This is a genomic window from Pantoea sp. X-Soil-OKNW-556, assembly GCF_059730695.1.
In genome coordinates, this window is record NZ_AP035990.1 from 261,044 (window position 1) to 281,808 (window position 20,765).

At 52.9% G+C, this 20,765-nt stretch carries 15 protein-coding genes and 4 tRNA genes; 14 read left to right on the forward strand and 5 right to left on the reverse strand.

Annotated elements, in window-relative coordinates; all coding sequences use genetic code 11:
* Positions 1 to 52 precede the first annotated feature (52 nt).
* Together coaA and AC6I8T_RS01160 are read right to left on the reverse strand one after the other, a co-directional pair.
* A complete protein-coding gene (gene coaA / locus AC6I8T_RS01155) occupies positions 53 to 1,003 on the reverse strand; it encodes a type I pantothenate kinase (RefSeq protein WP_209012100.1) in 951 nt (316 codons plus the stop codon).
* A gap of 96 nt (positions 1,004 to 1,099) precedes the next feature.
* Positions 1,100 to 1,702, reverse strand: a complete 603-nt coding sequence (locus AC6I8T_RS01160) for a GNAT family N-acetyltransferase (RefSeq protein ID WP_497833438.1) — start codon at positions 1,700 to 1,702, stop codon at positions 1,100 to 1,102.
* A 390-nt stretch (positions 1,703 to 2,092) separates the two neighbouring features.
* Between AC6I8T_RS01160 and AC6I8T_RS01165 the strand changes: the two genes are divergently transcribed.
* From AC6I8T_RS01165 to rpoC, 13 genes are all read left to right on the forward strand, one after another.
* Positions 2,093 to 2,168, forward strand: a tRNA-Thr gene (locus tag AC6I8T_RS01165).
* Positions 2,169 to 2,175: 7 nt separating this feature from the next.
* Positions 2,176 to 2,260, forward strand: a tRNA-Tyr gene (locus AC6I8T_RS01170).
* A 190-nt stretch (positions 2,261 to 2,450) separates the two neighbouring features.
* Positions 2,451 to 2,525 (forward strand) — tRNA-Gly (locus AC6I8T_RS01175).
* 5 nt (positions 2,526 to 2,530) lie between these two features.
* A tRNA-Thr gene (locus tag AC6I8T_RS01180) sits at positions 2,531 to 2,606 on the forward strand.
* A gap of 107 nt (positions 2,607 to 2,713) precedes the next feature.
* Positions 2,714 to 3,898 carry an elongation factor Tu gene (tuf, locus tag AC6I8T_RS01185; protein WP_013507398.1) on the forward strand — a complete coding sequence of 395 codons (1,185 nt, stop codon included), beginning with the start codon at positions 2,714 to 2,716 and terminating at the stop codon, positions 3,896 to 3,898.
* A 228-nt stretch (positions 3,899 to 4,126) separates the two neighbouring features.
* The gene (secE, locus tag AC6I8T_RS01190; RefSeq protein ID WP_497833439.1) at positions 4,127 to 4,510 is read left to right on the forward strand and encodes a preprotein translocase subunit SecE; all 384 of its coding nucleotides are present in this window, start codon (positions 4,127 to 4,129) and stop codon (positions 4,508 to 4,510) included.
* A 1-nt stretch (position 4,511) separates the two neighbouring features.
* Positions 4,512 to 5,057 carry a transcription termination/antitermination protein NusG gene (gene nusG / locus AC6I8T_RS01195; RefSeq protein WP_013507400.1) on the forward strand — a complete coding sequence of 182 codons (546 nt, stop codon included), beginning with the start codon at positions 4,512 to 4,514 and terminating at the stop codon, positions 5,055 to 5,057.
* A 145-nt stretch (positions 5,058 to 5,202) separates the two neighbouring features.
* Positions 5,203 to 5,631: a 50S ribosomal protein L11 gene (rplK, locus tag AC6I8T_RS01200; RefSeq protein ID WP_013507401.1), complete on the forward strand. Its 429-nt coding sequence runs from the start codon at positions 5,203 to 5,205 to the stop codon at positions 5,629 to 5,631.
* 3 nt (positions 5,632 to 5,634) lie between these two features.
* Positions 5,635 to 6,339, forward strand: a complete 705-nt coding sequence (gene rplA, locus AC6I8T_RS01205; RefSeq protein ID WP_013507402.1) for a 50S ribosomal protein L1 — start codon at positions 5,635 to 5,637, stop codon at positions 6,337 to 6,339.
* Positions 6,340 to 6,691: 352 nt separating this feature from the next.
* A complete protein-coding gene (rplJ, locus tag AC6I8T_RS01210; protein WP_208724565.1) occupies positions 6,692 to 7,189 on the forward strand; it encodes a 50S ribosomal protein L10 in 498 nt (165 codons plus the stop codon).
* A 63-nt stretch (positions 7,190 to 7,252) separates the two neighbouring features.
* On the forward strand, positions 7,253 to 7,615 hold the full coding sequence (gene rplL, locus AC6I8T_RS01215) for a 50S ribosomal protein L7/L12 (RefSeq protein WP_208724566.1): 363 nt from the start codon (positions 7,253 to 7,255) through the stop codon (positions 7,613 to 7,615).
* A 328-nt stretch (positions 7,616 to 7,943) separates the two neighbouring features.
* On the forward strand, positions 7,944 to 11,972 hold the full coding sequence (rpoB, locus tag AC6I8T_RS01220; RefSeq protein WP_021186424.1) for a DNA-directed RNA polymerase subunit beta: 4,029 nt from the start codon (positions 7,944 to 7,946) through the stop codon (positions 11,970 to 11,972).
* Positions 11,973 to 12,053: 81 nt separating this feature from the next.
* The gene (gene rpoC, locus AC6I8T_RS01225) at positions 12,054 to 16,277 is read left to right on the forward strand and encodes a DNA-directed RNA polymerase subunit beta' (RefSeq protein ID WP_021186423.1); all 4,224 of its coding nucleotides are present in this window, start codon (positions 12,054 to 12,056) and stop codon (positions 16,275 to 16,277) included.
* Positions 16,278 to 16,338: 61 nt separating this feature from the next.
* Here rpoC and AC6I8T_RS01230 read toward each other — a convergent pair whose 3' ends face one another.
* Positions 16,339 to 16,527: a DUF1127 domain-containing protein gene (locus AC6I8T_RS01230; RefSeq protein ID WP_021186422.1), complete on the reverse strand. Its 189-nt coding sequence runs from the start codon at positions 16,525 to 16,527 to the stop codon at positions 16,339 to 16,341.
* A gap of 174 nt (positions 16,528 to 16,701) precedes the next feature.
* Here AC6I8T_RS01230 and AC6I8T_RS01235 point away from each other — a divergent pair, with 174 nt between their 5' ends.
* Entirely contained in the window at positions 16,702 to 18,123 is a 1,422-nt protein-coding gene (locus AC6I8T_RS01235; protein WP_021186421.1) for an aminotransferase-like domain-containing protein, read from the forward strand.
* 62 nt (positions 18,124 to 18,185) lie between these two features.
* Here AC6I8T_RS01235 and thiE read toward each other — a convergent pair whose 3' ends face one another.
* Together thiE and thiC are read right to left on the reverse strand one after the other, a co-directional pair.
* A complete protein-coding gene (thiE, locus tag AC6I8T_RS01240; protein ID WP_497829886.1) occupies positions 18,186 to 18,821 on the reverse strand; it encodes a thiamine phosphate synthase in 636 nt (211 codons plus the stop codon).
* Positions 18,818 to 20,743: a phosphomethylpyrimidine synthase ThiC gene (gene thiC / locus AC6I8T_RS01245; protein WP_497833440.1), complete on the reverse strand. Its 1,926-nt coding sequence runs from the start codon at positions 20,741 to 20,743 to the stop codon at positions 18,818 to 18,820. The genes thiE and thiC overlap by 4 nt, the downstream gene beginning before the upstream one ends.
* Positions 20,744 to 20,765: the final 22 nt, after the last annotated feature.

Here is a 20,765-nt window from a genome sequence, read left to right on the forward strand (position 1 = left end):
TCGTCACTGATAATAAAGCCCTGAAAAATACAGGGCTTTATTGTTTTTGTATTTATTTTCTCAGTCGTACATGTTGTACGGCATGATCAGCTGACTTCGTCATGATAAGGCTGGCCCGCTCACGAGTCGGAAGAATGTTCTCTTTAAGATTCAACCAGTTAATCTCTTTCCACAGACTGCGAGCAATGCTGACGGCGTCTTCTTCAGGCAGTTGAGAATAATGATGGAAATATGAATCTGGATCGCTAAAGGCACCTTCACGAAATTTAAGAAACCGATTGATATACCAGCTTTCGAGCAGATCTTCAGGTGCATCAACATATATGGAGAAGTCGACAAAATCCGAGACAAATACATGATGCGGATCGTGAGGATAATCCATTCCGCTTTGCAGCACGTTTAAACCTTCAAGGATCAGAATATCAGGCTGTTTAACAACTTTATCGCCGTCGGGAATAACATCATAAATCAGATGTGAATAAACCGGGGCAGTTACCTGGCTGGCACCGGACTTTAGGTCGGAGACAAAATTGACCAGTCGATGCATATCGTAGGATTGCGGGAAGCCTTTCTTTTTCATCAACCCGCGTTGTTTCAGAACCGCATTTGGGTGGAGAAAGCCATCTGTGGTGATCAATTCTACTTTGCGATGTTCCGGCCAACGGCTGAGCAGTGCCTGCAACACGCGGGCGGTGGTACTTTTACCCACAGCGACACTGCCAGCAATGCTGATGATATAAGGGATTTTCTGCGCGTTGGTGCCAAGAAACTGTTCAAGCACAGCCTGGCGTCGCAGATTAGAACTGATGTAAAAATTTAACAGGCGCGATAACGGCAAATAAATCTCCGCGACCTCTTCCAGCGAGAGATCCTCGTTGATGCCGCGCAATCGTTCGATTTCACCCTCTGCCAGTGTCATCGGCACTGAGTCGCGCAAGGCAGCCCATTGCTGACGATCAAACTCCAGGTAGGGCGTAGTAAGTGGCGTCGTCTTTTTACTCATAAGCATGCATCTGACAGCAAATTCTGGCTCATCTACACCTTGCAGCATCAGGCATACAGCGATGTGTCGAACTCAGTTGCACGTCACAGGGGTAATTTAACGAGAACAATGGGCAGGAGGGTAACACCAGTGTGACTTTAAAAAGAAGTAAAATGATAAAAGCGAGCACGCTTTCGTAAGCGCGCCCACATTTTTCTTGTCACTCAGTAGGTTGACGAAGCATCTTCTGGTGCGCCTGGTCGCAAGCGTTTGTAATAGATGGCATCCCGGATGGGGATGCCCATCAGCGCGCTGCGAATAATCAGGCAACTCTCCAAGATAATGATATCCCTGAGTCCGATAAAAGGCTTCTGCTGGCGAGCCTGCCATGACATCGAGATAAAGCAACCCGCGATGACAGGCTTCCGCTTTTTGCTCCAGCACCTGCATGAGCTTAAAGCCAATCCTTTCACGACGTGCTTGCGAATGAACCAATAAATGGAGGATCTCAGCCCGGTTCTGGCCATCGGGACGCTGGCAGATACTGAGTTGCACACTGCCGACAAGCCCGGATTCATTCAATGCCACCCATAATAGCAACTCATGTCGCGCCAGGCGGTCGCGTAAACCGTGAAAGTAACGTTCTGCGGCCTGATGTTGTTCCTGTCTACTCGATTGCCGAAATGGCGACGTCATATTGTGTGAGATAGCGTCAATCATCAATGCGGCCAGAGCATGGCGATAACGAGGTAATGTGGTGGCATTGAGTAAAAAATATTCATGCGAAATCCTCCTTGTCTGGGCTGGTTTACCTAAATAAGCAAATTACGCGCCAGCCAAAAAACAGCTGACAAGGGGAGGATGTCATGCAATGTGCATTAGTTTGCACAGACAGATGGCAACGTGACTCAGAATTGTGCAGCTGTTTAGAGAAAAATCTATGTCGGAGTGGCAGGATTTCACGGGTAAAAAAGCAGCAACCCTGAACAAATTTGCCGCAATTTATGATTGATTTGCGAGGATTTGCACAAATAGTAATCGATAGCGCGATTTTGGCAATTTTTTTGTTGCATCCTGCATCCGCACTTCCTAGAATGCGCGTCACTTGATGCCGGCTTAGCTCAGTTGGTAGAGCAACTGACTTGTAATCAGTAGGTCACCAGTTCGATTCCGGTAGCCGGCACCATCAAGTAGGTGGGATTCCCGAGCGGCCAAAGGGAGCAGACTGTAAATCTGCCGTCACAGACTTCGAAGGTTCGAATCCTTCTCCCACCACCATCTCAACCTCCTGGTTGAGCGTCAGATGAGGTCGTCGTCTGATGGGTGAGTTCAATTCTCTCACCTTCGAATTCAGACTGAGCGTTGGCACAGTCAAAGTTAGCCGGAAATACTGGCTGACTCGAATAATAGAGGGTCTTCTTTTATTATTCATAAGCTACAGAAAGAACAGGTAGCCGAGTTCCAGGATGCGGGCATCGTATAATGGCTATTACCTCAGCCTTCCAAGCTGATGATGCGGGTTCGATTCCCGCTGCCCGCTCCAGATGTGCTGATATGGCTCAGTTGGTAGAGCGCACCCTTGGTAAGGGTGAGGTCCCCAGTTCGACTCTGGGTATCAGCACCACTTCCTTTATCTCTCTCCTGATTCTCTCTCTGTAAAACTAACAGTCAGGCATAGCCTGGTTGATGTGACGATATCTTTGATATATCCATGTCTTAGAGGGACAAGCGATGGCTAAAGAGCAATTTCAACGTAACAAACTGCACGTAAACGTGGGCACCATCGGTCACGTTGACCACGGTAAAACCACTCTGACTGCTGCAATCACCACCGTTCTGGCTAAAACCTACGGCGGCCAGGCTCGTGCATTCGACCAGATCGACAACGCGCCGGAAGAGAAAGCTCGTGGTATCACCATCAACACTTCTCACGTTGAGTACGAAACCCCGACTCGCCACTACGCGCACGTTGACTGCCCGGGCCACGCCGACTATGTGAAAAACATGATCACCGGTGCTGCTCAGATGGATGGCGCAATCCTGGTTGTTGCTGCGACTGACGGCCCGATGCCGCAGACCCGTGAGCACATCCTGCTGGGTCGCCAGGTAGGCGTTCCGTACATCATCGTGTTCCTGAACAAATGTGACATGGTTGATGACGAAGAGCTGCTGGAACTGGTTGAGATGGAAGTTCGTGACCTGCTGTCACAGTACGACTTCCCGGGCGACGACACTCCGATCGTTCGTGGTTCAGCTCTGAAAGCGCTGGAAGGCGACGCAGAGTGGGAAGCGAAAATCGTTGAGCTGGCTGGCCACCTGGATACTTACATCCCGGATCCGGTTCGTGCAATCGACCTGCCGTTCCTGCTGCCGATCGAAGACGTATTCTCAATCTCAGGCCGTGGTACTGTAGTAACCGGTCGTGTTGAGCGCGGTATCGTTAAAGTTGGTGACGAAGTAGAAATCGTTGGTATCAAAGCGACTGCGAAATCAACCTGTACTGGCGTTGAAATGTTCCGCAAACTGCTGGACCAGGGTCAGGCAGGCGAGAACTGTGGTGTTCTGCTGCGTGGTATCAAGCGTGAAGACATCCAGCGTGGTCAGGTACTGGCTAAGCCGGGCACCATCAAGCCGCACACTCAGTTCGAATCAGAAGTGTACGTACTGTCTAAAGACGAAGGCGGCCGTCATACTCCGTTCTTCAAAGGCTACCGTCCTCAGTTCTACTTCCGTACTACTGACGTAACAGGTTCAGTAGAACTGCCGGAAGGCGTAGAGATGGTAATGCCGGGCGACAACATCAAAATGGTTGTTACCCTGATTCACCCGATCGCAATGGACGAAGGTCTGCGCTTCGCAATCCGCGAAGGCGGCCGTACCGTTGGTGCGGGCGTTGTTGCTAAAGTTATCGCTTAATCCCGATAATATTTGACGCAATGCACACGGAAAGGGCATCATTTGATGCCCTTTTTGCACGCTGTTGTATAGAACCTGGCTCATCAGTGATTTTCGGTCATAATCATTGCTGAGACAGGCTCTGTTAAGCGGTGCAGGATACCGGGTTGCGCTTTAAGAGCTTACTCGGTTTGGATGCCTCGCCATGCGGGGCAGAATAGTTTCTGAATTATAGTGGCAGGTTGGTTTATGAGTGCGAATACCGAAGCTCAAGGGAGCGGACGCGGCCTGGAAACCGTAAAATGGCTGGTTGTTGCCGTATTACTGGTTGTCGCTATTGTTGGTAATTACTACTACCGCGATGTGACACTGCCGTTACGTGCGCTGGCCGTAGTGGTTCTGATTGCAGTGGCAGGCGGCATTGCGTTGCTGACCACAAAAGGCAAAGCGACAGTTGCGTTTGCGCGTGAAGCAAGAACCGAGATGCGTAAGGTCATTTGGCCGACTCGCCAGGAAACACTGCACACCACGTTAATCGTTGCCGCGGTAACTGCCGTGATGTCACTGATTTTGTGGGGACTGGATGGTATTCTTGTCCGACTTGTATCGTTTATCACTGGCCTGAGGTTCTGAGATGTCTGAAGCTCCAAAAAAACGCTGGTACGTCGTGCAGGCGTTTTCCGGTTTCGAAGGCCGCGTAGCCCAGTCGCTGCGTGAGCACATCAAATTGCACAACATGGAAGAGTTGTTTGGCGAAGTCATGGTGCCGACTGAAGAAGTCGTGGAAATCCGTGGTGGCCAGCGTCGCAAAAGTGAGCGCAAATTCTTCCCAGGTTACGTATTGGTTCAGATGGTAATGAATGATGCCAGCTGGCACCTGGTGCGTAGCGTACCGCGTGTGATGGGCTTCATTGGTGGTACATCTGACCGTCCAGCACCGATCAGCGATAAAGAAGTTGATGCGATTATGAACCGCCTGCAGCAGGTGGGTGATAAGCCGCGTCCAAAAACGTTGTTCGAGCCGGGCGAAATGGTACGCGTCAACGACGGTCCTTTTGCCGACTTCAACGGTGTGGTGGAAGAGGTGGATTACGAAAAGAGCCGCCTGAAAGTCTCTGTTTCCATCTTCGGTCGCGCTACCCCTGTCGAGCTGGATTTCAGCCAGGTAGAAAAAGGCTAACGCCCGAGACATTTTTGTAGTTGCAGCAGGCGCGGAATTTATCTACAATTTCGCGCCTTTTGTTTTTATGCGCTGGCAACAGCGTGTGAATTGTCATCACGGGGAGCCTGTTTTGCAGGCGCTATAACCCAATAGAGGAAATATCATGGCTAAGAAAGTACAAGCCTACGTCAAGCTGCAGGTTGCAGCTGGTATGGCTAACCCGAGCCCACCGGTTGGTCCAGCTCTGGGTCAGCAGGGCGTTAACATCATGGAATTCTGTAAAGCGTTCAACGCGAAGACCGAATCTCTGGAAAAAGGTCTGCCGACTCCTGTTGTTATCACCGTATACAGCGACCGTTCTTTCACCTTCGTTACCAAAACACCTCCGGCTGCCGTACTGCTGAAAAAAGCAGCGGGCATCAAGTCTGGTTCTGGTAAGCCGAACAAAGACAAAGTCGGTAAAGTAACCCGTGCTCAGGTACGTGAAATCGCAGAAACCAAAGCTGCGGACATGACTGGTGCTGACGTAGAAGCGATGACTCGCTCTATCGAAGGTACTGCTCGTTCCATGGGCCTGGTAGTGGAGGACTAAGAAATGGCTAAGCTGACCAAGCGCATGCGCGTGATCCGTGACAAAGTTGATGCAACTAAACAGTATGACATCAACGAAGCTGTTGCTCTGCTGAAAGAACTGGCTACTGCTAAGTTTGTAGAGAGCGTAGACGTTGCTGTTAACCTCGGCATCGATGCTCGTAAATCTGATCAGAACGTACGTGGTGCAACTGTACTGCCGCACGGTACTGGTCGTTCAGTACGCGTTGCCGTATTTACCCAGGGCGCAAACGCTGAAGCTGCTAAAGCAGCTGGCGCAGAGCTGGTAGGTATGGAAGATCTGGCTGACCAGATCAAAAAAGGCGAAATGAACTTTGACGTTGTTATTGCTTCTCCGGATGCAATGCGCGTTGTTGGCCAGCTCGGCCAGGTTCTGGGCCCGCGCGGTCTGATGCCAAACCCGAAAGTGGGTACTGTAACTCCGAACGTTGCTGAAGCAGTTAAAAACGCTAAAGCAGGTCAGGTTCGTTACCGTAACGACAAAAACGGCATCATTCACACCACCATCGGTAAAGTGGACTTCGACGCTGACAAACTGAAAGAAAACCTGGAATCTCTGCTGGTTGCGCTGAAAAAAGCAAAACCTGCTCAGGCGAAAGGCGTGTACATCAAGAAAGTTAGCCTGTCCACCACCATGGGCGCTGGCGTTGCCATCGACCAGGCTGGTCTGAACGCAGCAGCAAACTAATTGCTGCTTGAAACGGGCGAAAAATTCATCTAGAATCTTACGCCCGTTGTTCTGGTTGAGTAGTCAATTCAGAACCAAGATTCATAGTGAGTGGAAGATAAAGGTTCATCCCTTTGTTATTCAGTCACTAAGGTTGGAGCCAGGCCTTATCCTGGCCTCCGTCCAAGACCGCAGGAGCGCGACATCTTCGGATAAAACGCTTAATCCCCTGCGTAGACGGTGACAGAACCAAAAAGAATTTTTTCTTAACTGGATTCTGCTCACCGTGTAATAGCGCTTTTCGCCTTCGGGTGAATAAGTGAAGTGAGTTCCGGGGAAATCCTTCCCCGGTCAAATCCAGGAGCAAAAGCTAATGGCATTAAATCTTCAAGACAAACAAGCGATTGTTGCTGAAGTCAGCGAAGTAGCCAAAGGCGCGCTGTCAGCGGTTGTTGCGGATTCCCGTGGCGTTACCGTTGATAAAATGACCGAACTGCGTAAAGCAGGTCGTGAAGCTGGCGTTTACATGCGTGTTGTTCGTAACACCCTGCTGCGCCGCGTCGTTGAAGGTACTCCTTTCGAGTGCCTGAAAGACACGTTTGTTGGTCCGACCCTGATTGCATACTCTTTGGAACACCCGGGCGCTGCTGCTCGTCTGTTCAAAGAGTTCGCGAAAGCGAATGCAAAATTCGAGGTCAAAGCTGCAGCCTTTGAAGGTGAGCTGATCACGGCGGCCAATATTGACCGTCTGGCGACTCTGCCGACTTACGAAGAAGCACTGGCACGTCTGATGTCGACCATGAAAGAAGCCGCTGCCGGCAAACTGGTCCGCACTCTGGCTGCTGTTCGCGATGCAAAAGAAGCGGCTTAAGGCCCACTCTTTTCCTTCGTACTTTATCGCATAAACTTATACTGATTCTTAGGAACAATTGTTATGTCTATCACTAAAGACCAAATTCTGGAAGCCGTTGCCGCTATGTCCGTAATGGAAGTAGTTGAGCTGGTTTCTGCTATGGAAGAAAAATTCGGTGTTTCTGCTGCTGCTGCTGTAGCTGTTGCTGCTGGCCCGGCTGAAGTTGCTGAAGAGAAAACTGAATTCGACGTGGTCCTGAAAGGTGCTGGCGCGAACAAAGTTGCCGTCATCAAAGCAGTACGTACTGCAACTGGTCTGGGCCTGAAAGAAGCCAAAGATCTGGTTGAAGCTACTGGCGTGATCAAAGAAGGCATCAGCAAAGCTGACGCTGCTGCTCTCGAAGCACAGCTGAAAGAAGCTGGCGCAGAAGTTGAAGTTAAGTAAGACAACCCTCGGGTTGCAGTCTGAGTAGTTTCAGGCTGATGGCTGGTGACTTTTTAGTCACCAGCCTTTTTGCGCTACAGGGGAATGATGGCGTTTCGCACTGTTTGTCCATTGTTTCTCTTCAATATCTTTTTCTATCGACGACTTAATATATCGCTTTCCTGTGAGGGTTCCCTGCCTGCGCAACGGCGATGAAATGATTTAAGAGTGATAGAAAGATGTATTGCATGGGGTGCTACGCATCGCATGAAAAACAAAATAGTGTTGCATGAACTGTCCCTTCAGGACGGACAGAGTGGGTCGACTTGTCAGCTAGCTGAGGAACCCTATGGTTTACTCCTATACCGAGAAAAAACGTATTCGTAAGGATTTTGGTAAACGTCCGCAAGTGCTGGACATACCTTATCTCCTTTCTATCCAGCTTGACTCGTTCCAGAAGTTTATCGAGCAAGATCCAGAAGGTCAGTATGGACTGGAAGCTGCATTCCGTTCCGTATTCCCGATCGCGAGCTACAGCGGCAACTCAGAGTTGCAGTATGTCAGCTATCGCCTGGGCGAACCTGTCTTTGACGTAAAAGAATGTCAGATCCGTGGCGTGACTTTCTCTGCACCGCTGCGCGTCAAACTGCGTCTGGTGATCTACGAGCGCGAAGCGCCGGAAGGCACCGTCAAAGACATTAAAGAACAAGAAGTTTACATGGGCGAAATTCCGCTCATGACCGAAAACGGTACCTTTGTAATCAACGGTACTGAGCGTGTTATCGTTTCTCAGCTGCATCGTAGTCCTGGCGTTTTCTTTGACAGCGATAAGGGTAAAACGCACTCTTCCGGTAAAGTGCTGTATAACGCACGTATCATCCCTTACCGCGGTTCATGGCTCGATTTCGAGTTTGACCCGAAAGACAACCTGTTCGTCCGTATTGACCGTCGTCGTAAGCTGCCGGCCAGTATCATCCTGCGCGCGCTGCATTACACCACGGAGCAGATTCTTGATCTGTTCTTCGAAAAAGTGGTGTTCGAAATTCGCGACAACAAATTGCAGATGGAACTGGTGCCTGAGCGCCTGCGTGGTGAAACCGCCTCCTTCGATATCGAAGCCAACGGCAACGTCTACGTTGAGAAAGGTCGTCGCATCACTGCTCGCCACATCCGCCAGCTGGAAAAAGACAATATCCAGCATATCGAAGTACCGGTTGAATACATTGCCGGTAAAGTGGTGGCTAAAGATTACATCGACACCAATACCGGTGAGTTGATCGTTGCAGCGAACATGGAGCTGTCACTGGATCTGCTGGCTAAACTGAGCCAGTCCGGGCACAAGCGCATTGAAACGCTGTTCACCAACGATCTGGATCACGGTCCGTACATTTCTGAGACACTGCGTGTTGACCCAACCAATGATCGCCTGAGCGCGCTGGTTGAGATCTATCGCATGATGCGTCCTGGTGAGCCGCCGACGCGTGAAGCGGCAGAAAACCTGTTCGAGAACCTGTTCTTCTCTGAAGATCGTTACGATCTTTCTGCGGTTGGCCGCATGAAGTTCAACCGTTCTCTGCTGCGTGACGAGATCGAAGGTTCCGGTATCCTGAGCAAAGACGACATCATCGAAGTGATGAAGAAGCTCATCGATATCCGTAACGGTAAAGGCGAAGTGGACGATATCGACCACCTCGGCAACCGTCGTATCCGTTCTGTTGGCGAAATGGCAGAAAACCAGTTCCGTGTTGGTCTGGTGCGTGTAGAGCGTGCGGTGAAAGAGCGTCTGTCTCTGGGCGACCTCGATACCCTGATGCCTCAGGATATGATCAACGCTAAGCCGATTTCAGCTGCCGTTAAAGAGTTCTTCGGTTCCAGCCAGCTGTCTCAGTTTATGGACCAGAACAACCCGCTGTCTGAGATCACGCATAAGCGTCGTATTTCAGCCCTCGGCCCAGGCGGTCTGACCCGTGAACGCGCTGGCTTCGAAGTGCGTGACGTACACCCGACTCACTACGGTCGCGTATGTCCAATCGAAACGCCGGAAGGTCCGAACATCGGTCTGATCAACTCGTTGTCCGTGTACGCACAGACTAACGAATATGGCTTCCTGGAAACGCCGTACCGTCGCGTTGTTGACGGTAAAGTGAGTGACGAGATCCATTACCTCTCTGCAATTGAAGAGGGTAACTTCGTTATTGCTCAGGCGAACACCAACCTGGCCGAAGACGGTTCATTCGTTGACGATCTGGTTACCTGTCGTAGCAAAGGCGAATCAAGCCTGTTCAGCCGCGACCAGGTTGACTATATGGACGTTTCGACCCAGCAGGTTGTTTCTGTTGGTGCGTCACTGATCCCGTTCCTGGAACACGATGACGCCAACCGTGCATTGATGGGTGCAAACATGCAACGTCAGGCGGTTCCGACTCTGCGTGCTGATAAGCCGCTGGTTGGTACCGGTATGGAGCGTGCTGTAGCGGTTGACTCCGGTGTAACTGCCGTAGCTAAACGTGGCGGTATCATCCAGTACGTTGATGCTTCCCGTATCGTGATCAAGGTTAACGAAGATGAGATGTATCCGGGCGAAGCCGGCATCGACATCTACAACCTGACCAAATACACCCGTTCGAACCAGAACACTTGCATCAACCAGATGCCGTGTGTGTCTCTGGGCGAACCGATCGAGCGCGGCGACGTGCTGGCTGATGGCCCGTCTACCGACCTCGGTGAACTGGCGCTGGGCCAGAACATGCGCGTAGCGTTCATGCCGTGGAACGGCTACAACTTCGAAGACTCCATCCTCGTATCTGAGCGTGTTGTCCAGGAAGACCGTTTCACCACCATCCATATTCAGGAACTGGCTTGCGTGTCTCGTGACACCAAACTGGGGCCAGAAGAGATCACCGCTGACATCCCGAACGTGGGTGAAGCTGCGCTCTCCAAACTGGATGAATCCGGTATCGTTTACATCGGTGCTGAAGTGACCGGCGGCGACATTCTGGTTGGTAAGGTAACGCCGAAAGGTGAAACCCAGCTGACGCCGGAAGAGAAACTGCTGCGTGCCATCTTCGGTGAAAAAGCGTCTGACGTGAAAGATTCGTCACTGCGCGTGCCGAACGGCGTTTCCGGTACGGTTATCGACGTACAGGTCTTTACCCGCGATGGCGTGGAAAAAGACAAACGTGCGCTGGAAATCGAAGAGATGCAGCTCAAGCAGGCCAAGAAAGACCTGTCTGAAGAACTGCAGATCCTCGAAGCTGGCCTGTTCGGTCGTATCCAGGCGGTACTGATCTCGGGTGGTGTTGAGGCTGAGAAGCTGGACAAGCTGCCGCGTGAGCGCTGGCTGGAGCTGGGCCTGACCGACGAAGAGAAGCAGAACGCGTTGGAACAGCTGGCTGAACAGTATGACGAGCTGAAGCATGAGTTTGAGAAGAAACTCGAAGCGAAGCGTCGCAAGATCACCCAGGGCGATGATCTGGCACCGGGCGTGCTGAAAATCGTTAAGGTGTATCTGGCCGTTAAACGTCAGATCCAGCCTGGTGACAAGATGGCAGGTCGTCACGGTAACAAAGGTGTTATCTCCAAGATCAACCCGATCGAAGATATGCCTTACGACGAAAACGGCACGCCGGTTGACATCGTACTGAACCCGCTGGGCGTACCGTCACGTATGAACATCGGTCAGATCCTGGAAACCCACCTGGGTATGGCGGCGAAAGGTATTGGTGAGAAGATCAATGCCATGCTGAAGAAGCAGGAAGAAGTCGCCAAACTGCGTGAGTTTATCCAGCGTGCTTACGATCTGGGCACCGACGTGCGTCAGAAAGTTGACCTGAACACCTTCAGCGACGACGAAGTGCTGCGTCTGGCAGAGAACCTGAAAAAAGGTATGCCGATTGCGACTCCGGTGTTTGATGGTGCGAAAGAGAGCGAAATCAAAGAGCTGTTGCAGCTCGGCGGCCTGCCTTCTTCCGGTCAGATCACTCTGTTCGACGGCCGTACCGGTGAGCAGTTTGAGCGTCAGGTAACCGTAGGTTACATGTACATGCTGAAACTGAACCACCTGGTCGATGACAAGATGCACGCCCGTTCCACCGGTTCTTACAGCCTGGTTACTCAGCAGCCGCTGGGTGGTAAAGCACAGTTCGGTGGTCAGCGCTTCGGTGAGATGGAAGTGTGGGCACTGGAAGCATACGGTGCCGCCTATACCCTGCAGGAAATGTTGACCGTTAAGTCTGATGATGTGAACGGCCGTACGAAGATGTATAAAAACATCGTCGATGGCAACCATCAGATGGAACCGGGCATGCCGGAATCCTTCAACGTACTGTTGAAAGAGATTCGCTCGCTGGGTATCAACATCGAGCTGGAAGACGAGTAAGCACTCGCATTTGTACTGGTTATGGGATGTTCGGCTGGGGTCGAACATCCCTGAGAGTCTCACTCCGACGGGAGCTAATCCGTGAAAGACTTACTTAAGTTTCTGAAAGCGCAAACTAAAACCGAAGAGTTTGATGCGATCAAAATTGCTCTGGCTTCGCCAGACATGATCCGTTCCTGGTCTTTTGGTGAAGTTAAAAAGCCTGAAACCATTAACTACCGTACCTTCAAGCCGGAGCGTGACGGTCTTTTCTGTGCCCGTATTTTCGGACCGGTAAAAGATTATGAGTGCCTGTGCGGTAAGTACAAGCGCCTGAAACACCGTGGCGTGATTTGTGAGAAGTGTGGCGTTGAAGTCACGCAGACCAAAGTGCGTCGTGAGCGTATGGGCCATATCGAACTGGCTTCGCCGACTGCACACATTTGGTTCCTGAAATCACTGCCGTCCCGTATCGGTTTGCTGCTGGATATGCCGCTGCGTGACATCGAGCGCGTGCTGTACTTCGAATCCTATGTGGTTGTCGAAGGTGGCATGACCAACCTCGAAAAACGTCAGATCCTGACTGAAGAGCAGTACCTCGACGCGCTGGAAGAGTTCGGTGACGAATTCGACGCGAAGATGGGTGCGGAAGCGATCCAGGCCCTGTTGAAAAACATGGATCTGGAGCAGGAGTGCGAGCAGCTGCGTGAAGAGCTGAACGAAACCAACTCTGAAACCAAGCGTAAGAAGCTGACCAAGCGTATCAAGCTGCTGGAAGCATTCGTTCAGTCTGGTAACAAACCAGAGTGGATGATCCTGACCGTGCTGCCGGTACTGCCGCCGGATCTGCGTCCGCTGGTTCCGCTGGATGGTGGTCGTTTCGCAACGTCAGATCTGAACGATCTGTATCGTCGCGTGATCAACCGTAACAACCGTCTGAAACGCCTGCTGGATCTGGCTGCGCCGGATATCATCGTACGTAACGAAAAACGTATGTTGCAGGAAGCGGTTGATGCGCTGCTGGATAACGGCCGTCGTGGTCGCGCCATCACTGGCTCCAACAAGCGTCCGCTGAAATCACTGGCAGACATGATCAAAGGTAAGCAGGGTCGTTTCCGTCAGAACCTGCTGGGTAAACGTGTTGACTACTCTGGTCGTTCGGTTATCACCGTAGGTCCATACCTGCGTCTGCATCAGTGCGGTCTGCCGAAGAAAATGGCACTCGAACTGTTCAAACCGTTCATTTACGGCAAGCTGGAACTGCGTGGCCTCGCCACCACCATCAAAGCCGCGAAGAAAATGGTTGAGCGTGAAGAAGCGGTGGTGTGGGACATCCTCGACGAGGTTATCCGTGAGCACCCGGTTCTGCTGAACCGTGCACCGACTCTGCACCGTCTGGGTATCCAGGCGTTTGAACCTGTTCTGATCGAAGGTAAAGCGATCCAGTTGCACCCGCTGGTTTGTGCGGCATATAACGCCGACTTCGATGGTGACCAGATGGCAGTTCACGTACCGCTGACGCTGGAAGCCCAGCTGGAAGCGCGTGCGCTGATGATGTCTACCAACAACATTCTGTCTCCGGCGAACGGCGAGCCAATCATCGTTCCGTCTCAGGACGTTGTTCTGGGTCTGTACTACATGACCCGCGACAAAGTGAACGCCAAAGGCGAAGGCATGGTGCTGACTGGCCCGAAAGAAGCTGAGCGTGTTTACCGCGCTGGCCTGGCCGAGCTGCATGCCCGCGTAAAAGTGCGTATCACCGAGTACAGCAAAAACGAACAAGATGAATTCGTTGCGAAAACCAGCCTGATCGACACCACCATTGGTCGTGCGATCCTGTGGATGATCGTGCCGAAAGGTCTGCCTTACTCCATCGTCAACCAGGCGCTGGGTAAAAAGGCAATCTCCAAAATGCTGAACACCTGTTACCGCATTCTGGGCCTGAAGCCGACCGTTATCTTTGCTGACCAGACCATGTACACCGGCTTTGCTTATGCAGCCCGTTCTGGTGCCTCTGTTGGTATCGACGACATGGTTATCCCGGCGAAGAAAGCTGAGATCATCGCAGAAGCAGAAGCTGAAGTTGCTGAGATCCAGGAGCAGTTCCAGTCTGGTCTTGTAACCGCAGGCGAACGTTACAACAAAGTCATCGATATCTGGGCCGCCGCTAACGAACGCGTTTCCAAAGCGATGATGGATAACCTGCAAACTGAAACTGTGATCAACCGTCACGGCGAAGAAGAGAAGCAGGTTTCCTTTAACAGCATCTACATGATGGCTGACTCCGGTGCGCGTGGTTCTGCGGCACAGATTCGTCAGCTGGCAGGTATGCGTGGTCTGATGGCGAAGCCAGATGGCTCCATCATCGAAACGCCGATCACCGCGAACTTCCGTGAAGGTCTGAACGTACTCCAGTACTTCATCTCAACCCACGGTGCGCGTAAAGGTCTGGCGGATACCGCACTGAAAACCGCGAACTCCGGTTACCTGACCCGTCGTCTGGTTGACGTGGCACAGGACCTGGTGGTGACCGAGGACGATTGTGGCACCTTCGAAGGTATCATGATGACCCCGGTTATCGAGGGTGGCGATGTTAAAGAGCCGCTGCGTGAGCGTGTACTGGGTCGTGTGACCGCAGAAGACGTGCTTAAGCCGGGCACCGCAGACATTCTGATCCCGCGTAACACCCTGCTTGATGAGCACTGGTGTGATGTGGTTGAGCAGAACTCTGTTGACGCCATCAAAGTGCGTTCAGTTGTAAGCTGTGAAACCGACTTCGGTGTGTGTGCACACTGCTACGGTCGCGATCTGGCGCGTGGTCACATCATCAACAAAGGTGAGGCCATCGGCGTTATCGCAGCACAGTCCATCGGTGAGCCGGGTACTCAGCTGACGATGCGTACGTTCCACATCGGTGGTGCGGCATCGCGTGCGGCTGCTGAATCCAGCATTCAGGTGAAGAACAAAGGTACTATCAAGCTGAGCAACGCGAAAACCGTTACCAACTCCTCCGGGAAGCTGGTGATCGTTTCTCGTAACGTTGAGCTGAAAATGATCGACGAGTTCGGTCGTACCAAAGAAAGCTATAAAGTGCCTTACGGTGCAGTGATGGCGAAAGGTGATGGTGAGCAGGTCAACGCGGGCGAAACCGTGGCGAACTGGGATCCGCATACCATGCCGGTAATCACTGAAGTGAACGGTTTCATCCGCTTCACCGATATGATCGACGGCCAGACCATTACCCGTCAGACTGACGAGTTAACCGGTCTGTCATCACTGGTTATCCTTGACTCTGCTGAGCGTACTTCAGGTGGTAAAGACCTGCGTCCGGCACTGAAAATCGTTGATGCGAATGGCGATGACGTTCTGATCCCGGGCACCGACATGCCGGCTCAGTACTTCCTGCCGGGCAAAGCGATTGTTCAGTTGGAAGATGGCGTGAAGATCAGCGCAGGTGATACCCTGTCGCGTGTTCCGCAGGAATCTGGCGGTACCAAGGACATCACCGGTGGTCTGCCGCGCGTTGCCGACCTGTTCGAAGCGCGTCGTCCGAAAGAGCCAGCAATCCTGGCGGAGATCAGCGGTATCATCTCCTTCGGTAAAGAGACTAAAGGTAAGCGTCGCCTGGTAATCACCCCGGTTGATGGCAGCGATCCGTACGAAGAGATGATTCCGAAATGGCGTCAGCTCAACGTATTTGAAGGTGAGCGCGTTGAACGTGGTGACGTCGTATCTGACGGCCCGGAATCTCCGCATGACATTCTGCGTCTGCGTGGCGTTCATGCTGTTACCCGTTACATCACTAACGAAGTGCAGGAAGTTTACCGTCTGCAAGGCGTTAAGATTAACGATAAGCACATTGAAGTCATCGTACGTCAGATGCTGCGTAAAGCGACCATCGTCAGCGCCGGAAGCACCGACTTCCTGGAAGGTGAGCAGGCTGAAGTGTCTCGCATCAAGATCTCTAACCGTGATCTGGAAGCGAACGGCAAGTTGGGTGCCACCTACATGCGCGACCTGCTGGGTATCACCAAAGCGTCTCTGGCAACCGAGTCGTTCATCTCTGCTGCATCGTTCCAGGAGACCACGCGTGTCCTGACCGAAGCTGCGGTTGCAGGCAAGCGCGACGAACTGCGCGGCCTGAAAGAGAACGTTATCGTGGGTCGTCTGATCCCGGCCGGTACCGGTTACGCTTACCATCAGGATCGTATGCGTCGCCGTCAGGCGGGTGAAGCACCGGTTGCACCGCAGGTTACTGCGGATGAAGCCTCTGCCAGCCTGGCTGAACTGCTGAACGCCGGTCTCGGCGGTAGCGACGACGAGTAATCGTTCGTCAGTTAGCCAATAAAAAACCCTGCTTCGGCAGGGTTTTTTTTCATCTGTATTCTCAGTTTCTGCGGTCGATATCGCCGCGCGTCAGCCCAATATCCCGTAACTGGGTATCGCTGAGGTGCGACAATATGCGTCGGGTCTGCCGACGTAAATGCCAGGATTTCACCAACTGCCGCACCGCTCGGAAGATATCCAGTAAGGTGATATTGAAGGGTTTTGCCGCCCGGTTTTGATCGAATTCCATAATCCTGCCCTCGGTATGATGTCTGAGAAGCATTGTCCGTTTTCCACCTATTCCAATACAGATTCAATAAACACATTTATTAAACATACAGATTGCGCTGTGACCAATCTGAATGGTAAAAATTAATCCAATCTGTACTGGTTTTTTCCTGTTGGAAATCATGTGAGGCATACGATGACGCGTTACCAGCATCTGGCGGGCTTGCTCTCAGACCGCATCGAGCAAGGGTTATATCGCAGTGGAGAGCGCTTGCCATCGGTGCGTACGCTCAGCATTGAACATGGTGTGAGTATCAGCACTGTCCAGCAGGCTTACCATTTGCTGGAGGAGAAGCAGCTGATCGTGCCGCAGCCTCGCTCCGGCTATTTTGTGGCGACACGTAAAGCCACGCCGCCTGTTCCTGCCATCACCCGTCCCGCTCAACGCCCGGTGGAGATCACCCAGTGGGAATCGGTGCTGGAGCTGCTCAGCAGTCGCATCGAGGGGGACGTGATCCAACTGGGCAGTGGCATCCCGGATCTGACGCAGCCAACGCTGAAACCGCTGTGGAAAATCCAGAGTCGTATGGCGCAGAAGCAGGATATCAACCTGCTGAGCTACGACACCCTGTTGGGCCTGACATCGTTGCGGGAACAAATCGCACGCCTGACGATTGATAGCGGTTGCCAGCTTAGCGCTGACGACATTGTGGTGACCACCGGTTGCCACGAAGCATTGTCGGTTTCTATCCGCGCCGTTTGTCAGCCAGGGGATATCATTGCGGTGGAATCGCCCACGTTCCACGGCACCATGCAAACCCTACGCGGTTTTGGTATTCGCGCCATTGAGATCCCGACCGACTCGGTGACGGGTATCAGCCTTGAAGCGCTGGAGCTGGCGTTCGAACAGTGGCCCATTAAAGCGGTGGTGGTGGTACCTAACTGTAATAATCCGTTGGGTTTTATCATGCCGGAAGCGCGTAAACGGGCGCTACTGACGTTGGCACAACGCTTCGACGCCGCCATCATCGAAGATGATGTGTATGGAGAGCTGGCGTGGGAGTATCCGCGCCCCATCAGTATTAAGTCGCTGGATATGGATGGGCGAGTGCTGCTGTGCAGCTCGTTTTCCAAAACGCTCTCGCCTGGCCTGCGTGTCGGCTGGGTTGCACCGGGGCGTTATCGCGAACGGGTGCTGCACATGAAATATATCGGCACCGGATCTTCCGCGACCATGACGCAGCATGTGGTGGCGGAGTTTATTCGTCTGGGTCATTACGGGCCGCACTTGCGGCGTATGCGCCAGGTTTATCAACGCAATTACGAGACCTTTAGCTGCTGGGTACGCCACTATTTCCCGTGTGGTATTTGTGTGTCACGCCCACAGGGTAGCTTTCTGATGTGGATCGAACTGCCGGAAGCCTTCGACGCGGTGCGCCTCAACACGGAACTCCGCGCCTCGAAGATTCAGGTGGCGGTGGGCTCGCTGTTTTCCGCATCGGGTAAGTATCGCAACTGCCTGCGTCTCAACTATGCGCTACCGATTACCGATGCCACCGAACAGGCGATTGCGCTGGTGGGTGCTGCGATTGAACGCGCGATGTTGGTCTGCGCCTGATCGGTAGCGGCGCGATTTATCGCGCAATTTAGTGCGCAATAAATCGCGTCGTCAGCCGTGTTTTACGCCGTGACGGTGGGTTCCGTCAGCGCCAGCAACTCTCGCGTGGCCGCCAGCCAGTCGGGTGCCTGAGTGATGGCGCTAACCACCGCGATGCTACCCACGCCGGTCGCCAGCACCTCTGGTGCGCGCGCCAACGAAATACCGCCAATGGCTACCGTTGAAATGCCTTCCAGCCGCGCCAGATGACGTGTTAACTCTGCAATGCCTTGCGGTTCTGATGGCATCTCTTTAGTTTGTGTCGGGAAAATATGCCCCAGCGCGATATAGGAGGGGCGCAGCGCCAGCGCCCGATCCAGTTCGGCATCATCATGGGTGGATAAGCCGAGGCGCAAGCCCGCCTGACGAATTGCCTCCAAATCGGCCACATCCAGATCTTCCTGGCCGAGATGCACGCCATAGGCGTTGTAGCGAATTGCCAGGCGCCAGTAATCATTGATAAACAGGCGGGCGCGATATTGTTTGCCGAGTGCGATAGCCTCCCGCACCGCCTCTTCCACTTCATGATCTTCGCAATCTTTAATACGCAGCTGAATGGTGCGTACTCCCGCTTCCAGCAAACGGGCAATCCACTCAACGCTATCGACAACCGGGTAAAGTCCTAAACGTGGGGCGGTACTGGGGAAGGCGGCGGTCATACATTTTCCTCTTTCAGGGCATCGGCGGCATGATAAAGCTCACCGCCACGGCTACGGAAGGCATCTGACATCTGCGCCATCCCGATTTCAATCGGCTGGGCTTCCGCCTGCTGACGGGCGGCAAAGTCACGCACTTCCTGGGTGATTTTCATGGAGCAGAATTTCGGGCCGCACATGGAACAAAAATGTGCCACTTTGCCCGACTCCTGCGGCAGTGTCTCATCGTGATAAGCGCGCGCGGTATGTGGGTCGAGCGCCAGATTGAACTGGTCCTCCCAGCGAAACTCAAATCGCGCTTTCGACATGGCGTTATCGCGGATCTGGGCGCCAGGATGGCCCTTCGCCAGATCGGCGGCATGAGCGGCAATTTTATAGGTGATCAATCCCTGTTTCACATCTTCCTTATTCGGCAAACCCAGATGTTCTTTCGGGGTGACGTAGCACAGCATCGCACAGCCGAACCAGCCAATCATCGCGGCACCGATGCCAGAAGTGAAATGATCGTAGCCGGGGGCGATATCGGTGGTCAGTGGGCCGAGGGTATAGAACGGGGCTTCGTGACAATGTTCCAGTTGTTCGGTCATATTGCGGCGAATCATCTGCATCGGCACATGCCCCGGACCTTCGATCATCACCTGCACATCATATTCCCAGGCGATTTTGGTCAGCTCACCCAGCGTATGTAGCTCGGCAAACTGCGCTTCATCGTTGGCATCCTGAATCGAACCCGGACGCAGTCCATCACCCAGCGACAGAGCAACATCATAGGCAGCACAGATTTCGCAAATCTCACGGAAGTGCAGATACAGGAAACTCTCCTGATGGTGCGACAAACACCACTTCGCCATGATTGAACCGCCACGCGAAACGATGCCGGTCAGACGTTTCGCCGTCATCGGCACATAACGCAGCAGCACGCCGGCGTGGATGGTGAAGTAGTCAACGCCTTGTTCGGCTTGCTCCAGCAAGGTGTCGCGGAAGATTTCCCAATTCAGATCTTCCGCGATGCCGTTTACCTTCTCCAGCGCCTGATAAATCGGTACGGTGCCAATCGGCACCGGGCTGTTACGCAAAATCCACTCGCGTGTTTCATGGATATAACGGCCGGTCGAGAGATCCATCACCGTGTCAGCCCCCCAGCGTGTCGACCACACCAGTTTCTCCACTTCCTCTTCAATTGAGGAGCTGACCGCCGAGTTGCCGATGTTGGCATTCACTTTGACCAGAAAATTGCGGCCAATGATCATCGGCTCAGATTCAGGGTGGTTAATGTTGGATGGGATGATGGCTCGCCCTGCGGCGACTTCCTGACGCACGAACTCGGCGGTGATATTTTCCGGCAGATGCGCACCAAAGCTATGGCCAGGATGTTGTTGTAGCAACACTTCGCCACGGATGCGCTCGCGCCCCATGTTTTCACGAAGTGCAATAAACTCCATTTCCGGGGTAATGACGCCCTGACGCGCATAATGCAACTGGGTAACACGGCGGCCTGCTTTGGCACGTCGCGGTTGGGGCAGATGTTCAAAACGCAGGTGATCCAGCCCCTCATCTGCCAGGCGTTGCTGTGTATAGCTGGAGCTGAGCTGGTCGATGGTTTCACTGTCGCCGCGTTCCGCGATCCAGTTGGCGCGCAGTTTGCTCAACCCCCGATGAACATCAATCGATGCATGCGGATCGCCGTAAGCCCCGGCCGTGTCATATATCGGCACCGGTTCGTTGGCTTCGTATTGCGGATTATCTTTACTGCCGCCGGTCAGGGTCGGGCTGAGCTGAATCTCACGCATCGGCACACGAATATCATCACGACTGCCGGTGATCCAGATACGTTTAGAATTGGGGAAGGCAGTGCCCTGGAGGGAATCAATAAATTCCTGCGCCTGGGCGCGTTGTTCACGACGAGAAGTTTTTACAACAGACATAGCAAGTTTCCTGTAAATGATG

Bases quoted from the DNA above. Each gene is read 5' to 3' on its own strand.
- AC6I8T_RS01235 (WP_021186421.1), top strand. From the start codon at position 16,702: ATGACGCGTTACCAGCATCTGGCGGGCTTGCTCTCAGACCGCATCGAG.
- rplJ (WP_208724565.1), top strand. From the start codon at position 6,692: ATGGCATTAAATCTTCAAGACAAACAAGCGATTGTTGCTGAAGTCAGC.
- tuf (WP_013507398.1), top strand. From the start codon at position 2,714: ATGGCTAAAGAGCAATTTCAACGTAACAAACTGCACGTAAACGTGGGC.
- rplK (WP_013507401.1), top strand. From the start codon at position 5,203: ATGGCTAAGAAAGTACAAGCCTACGTCAAGCTGCAGGTTGCAGCTGGT.
- secE (WP_497833439.1), top strand. From the start codon at position 4,127: ATGAGTGCGAATACCGAAGCTCAAGGGAGCGGACGCGGCCTGGAAACC.
- rplA (WP_013507402.1), top strand. From the start codon at position 5,635: ATGGCTAAGCTGACCAAGCGCATGCGCGTGATCCGTGACAAAGTTGAT.
- AC6I8T_RS01230 (WP_021186422.1), bottom strand. From the start codon at position 16,527: ATGGAATTCGATCAAAACCGGGCGGCAAAACCCTTCAATATCACCTTA.
- rpoB (WP_021186424.1), top strand. From the start codon at position 7,944: ATGGTTTACTCCTATACCGAGAAAAAACGTATTCGTAAGGATTTTGGT.
- nusG (WP_013507400.1), top strand. From the start codon at position 4,512: ATGTCTGAAGCTCCAAAAAAACGCTGGTACGTCGTGCAGGCGTTTTCC.
- thiC (WP_497833440.1), bottom strand. From the start codon at position 20,743: ATGTCTGTTGTAAAAACTTCTCGTCGTGAACAACGCGCCCAGGCGCAG.
- rplL (WP_208724566.1), top strand. From the start codon at position 7,253: ATGTCTATCACTAAAGACCAAATTCTGGAAGCCGTTGCCGCTATGTCC.
- coaA (WP_209012100.1), bottom strand. From the start codon at position 1,003: ATGAGTAAAAAGACGACGCCACTTACTACGCCCTACCTGGAGTTTGAT.
- AC6I8T_RS01160 (WP_497833438.1), bottom strand. From the start codon at position 1,702: ATGATTGACGCTATCTCACACAATATGACGTCGCCATTTCGGCAATCG.
- thiE (WP_497829886.1), bottom strand. From the start codon at position 18,821: ATGACCGCCGCCTTCCCCAGTACCGCCCCACGTTTAGGACTTTACCCG.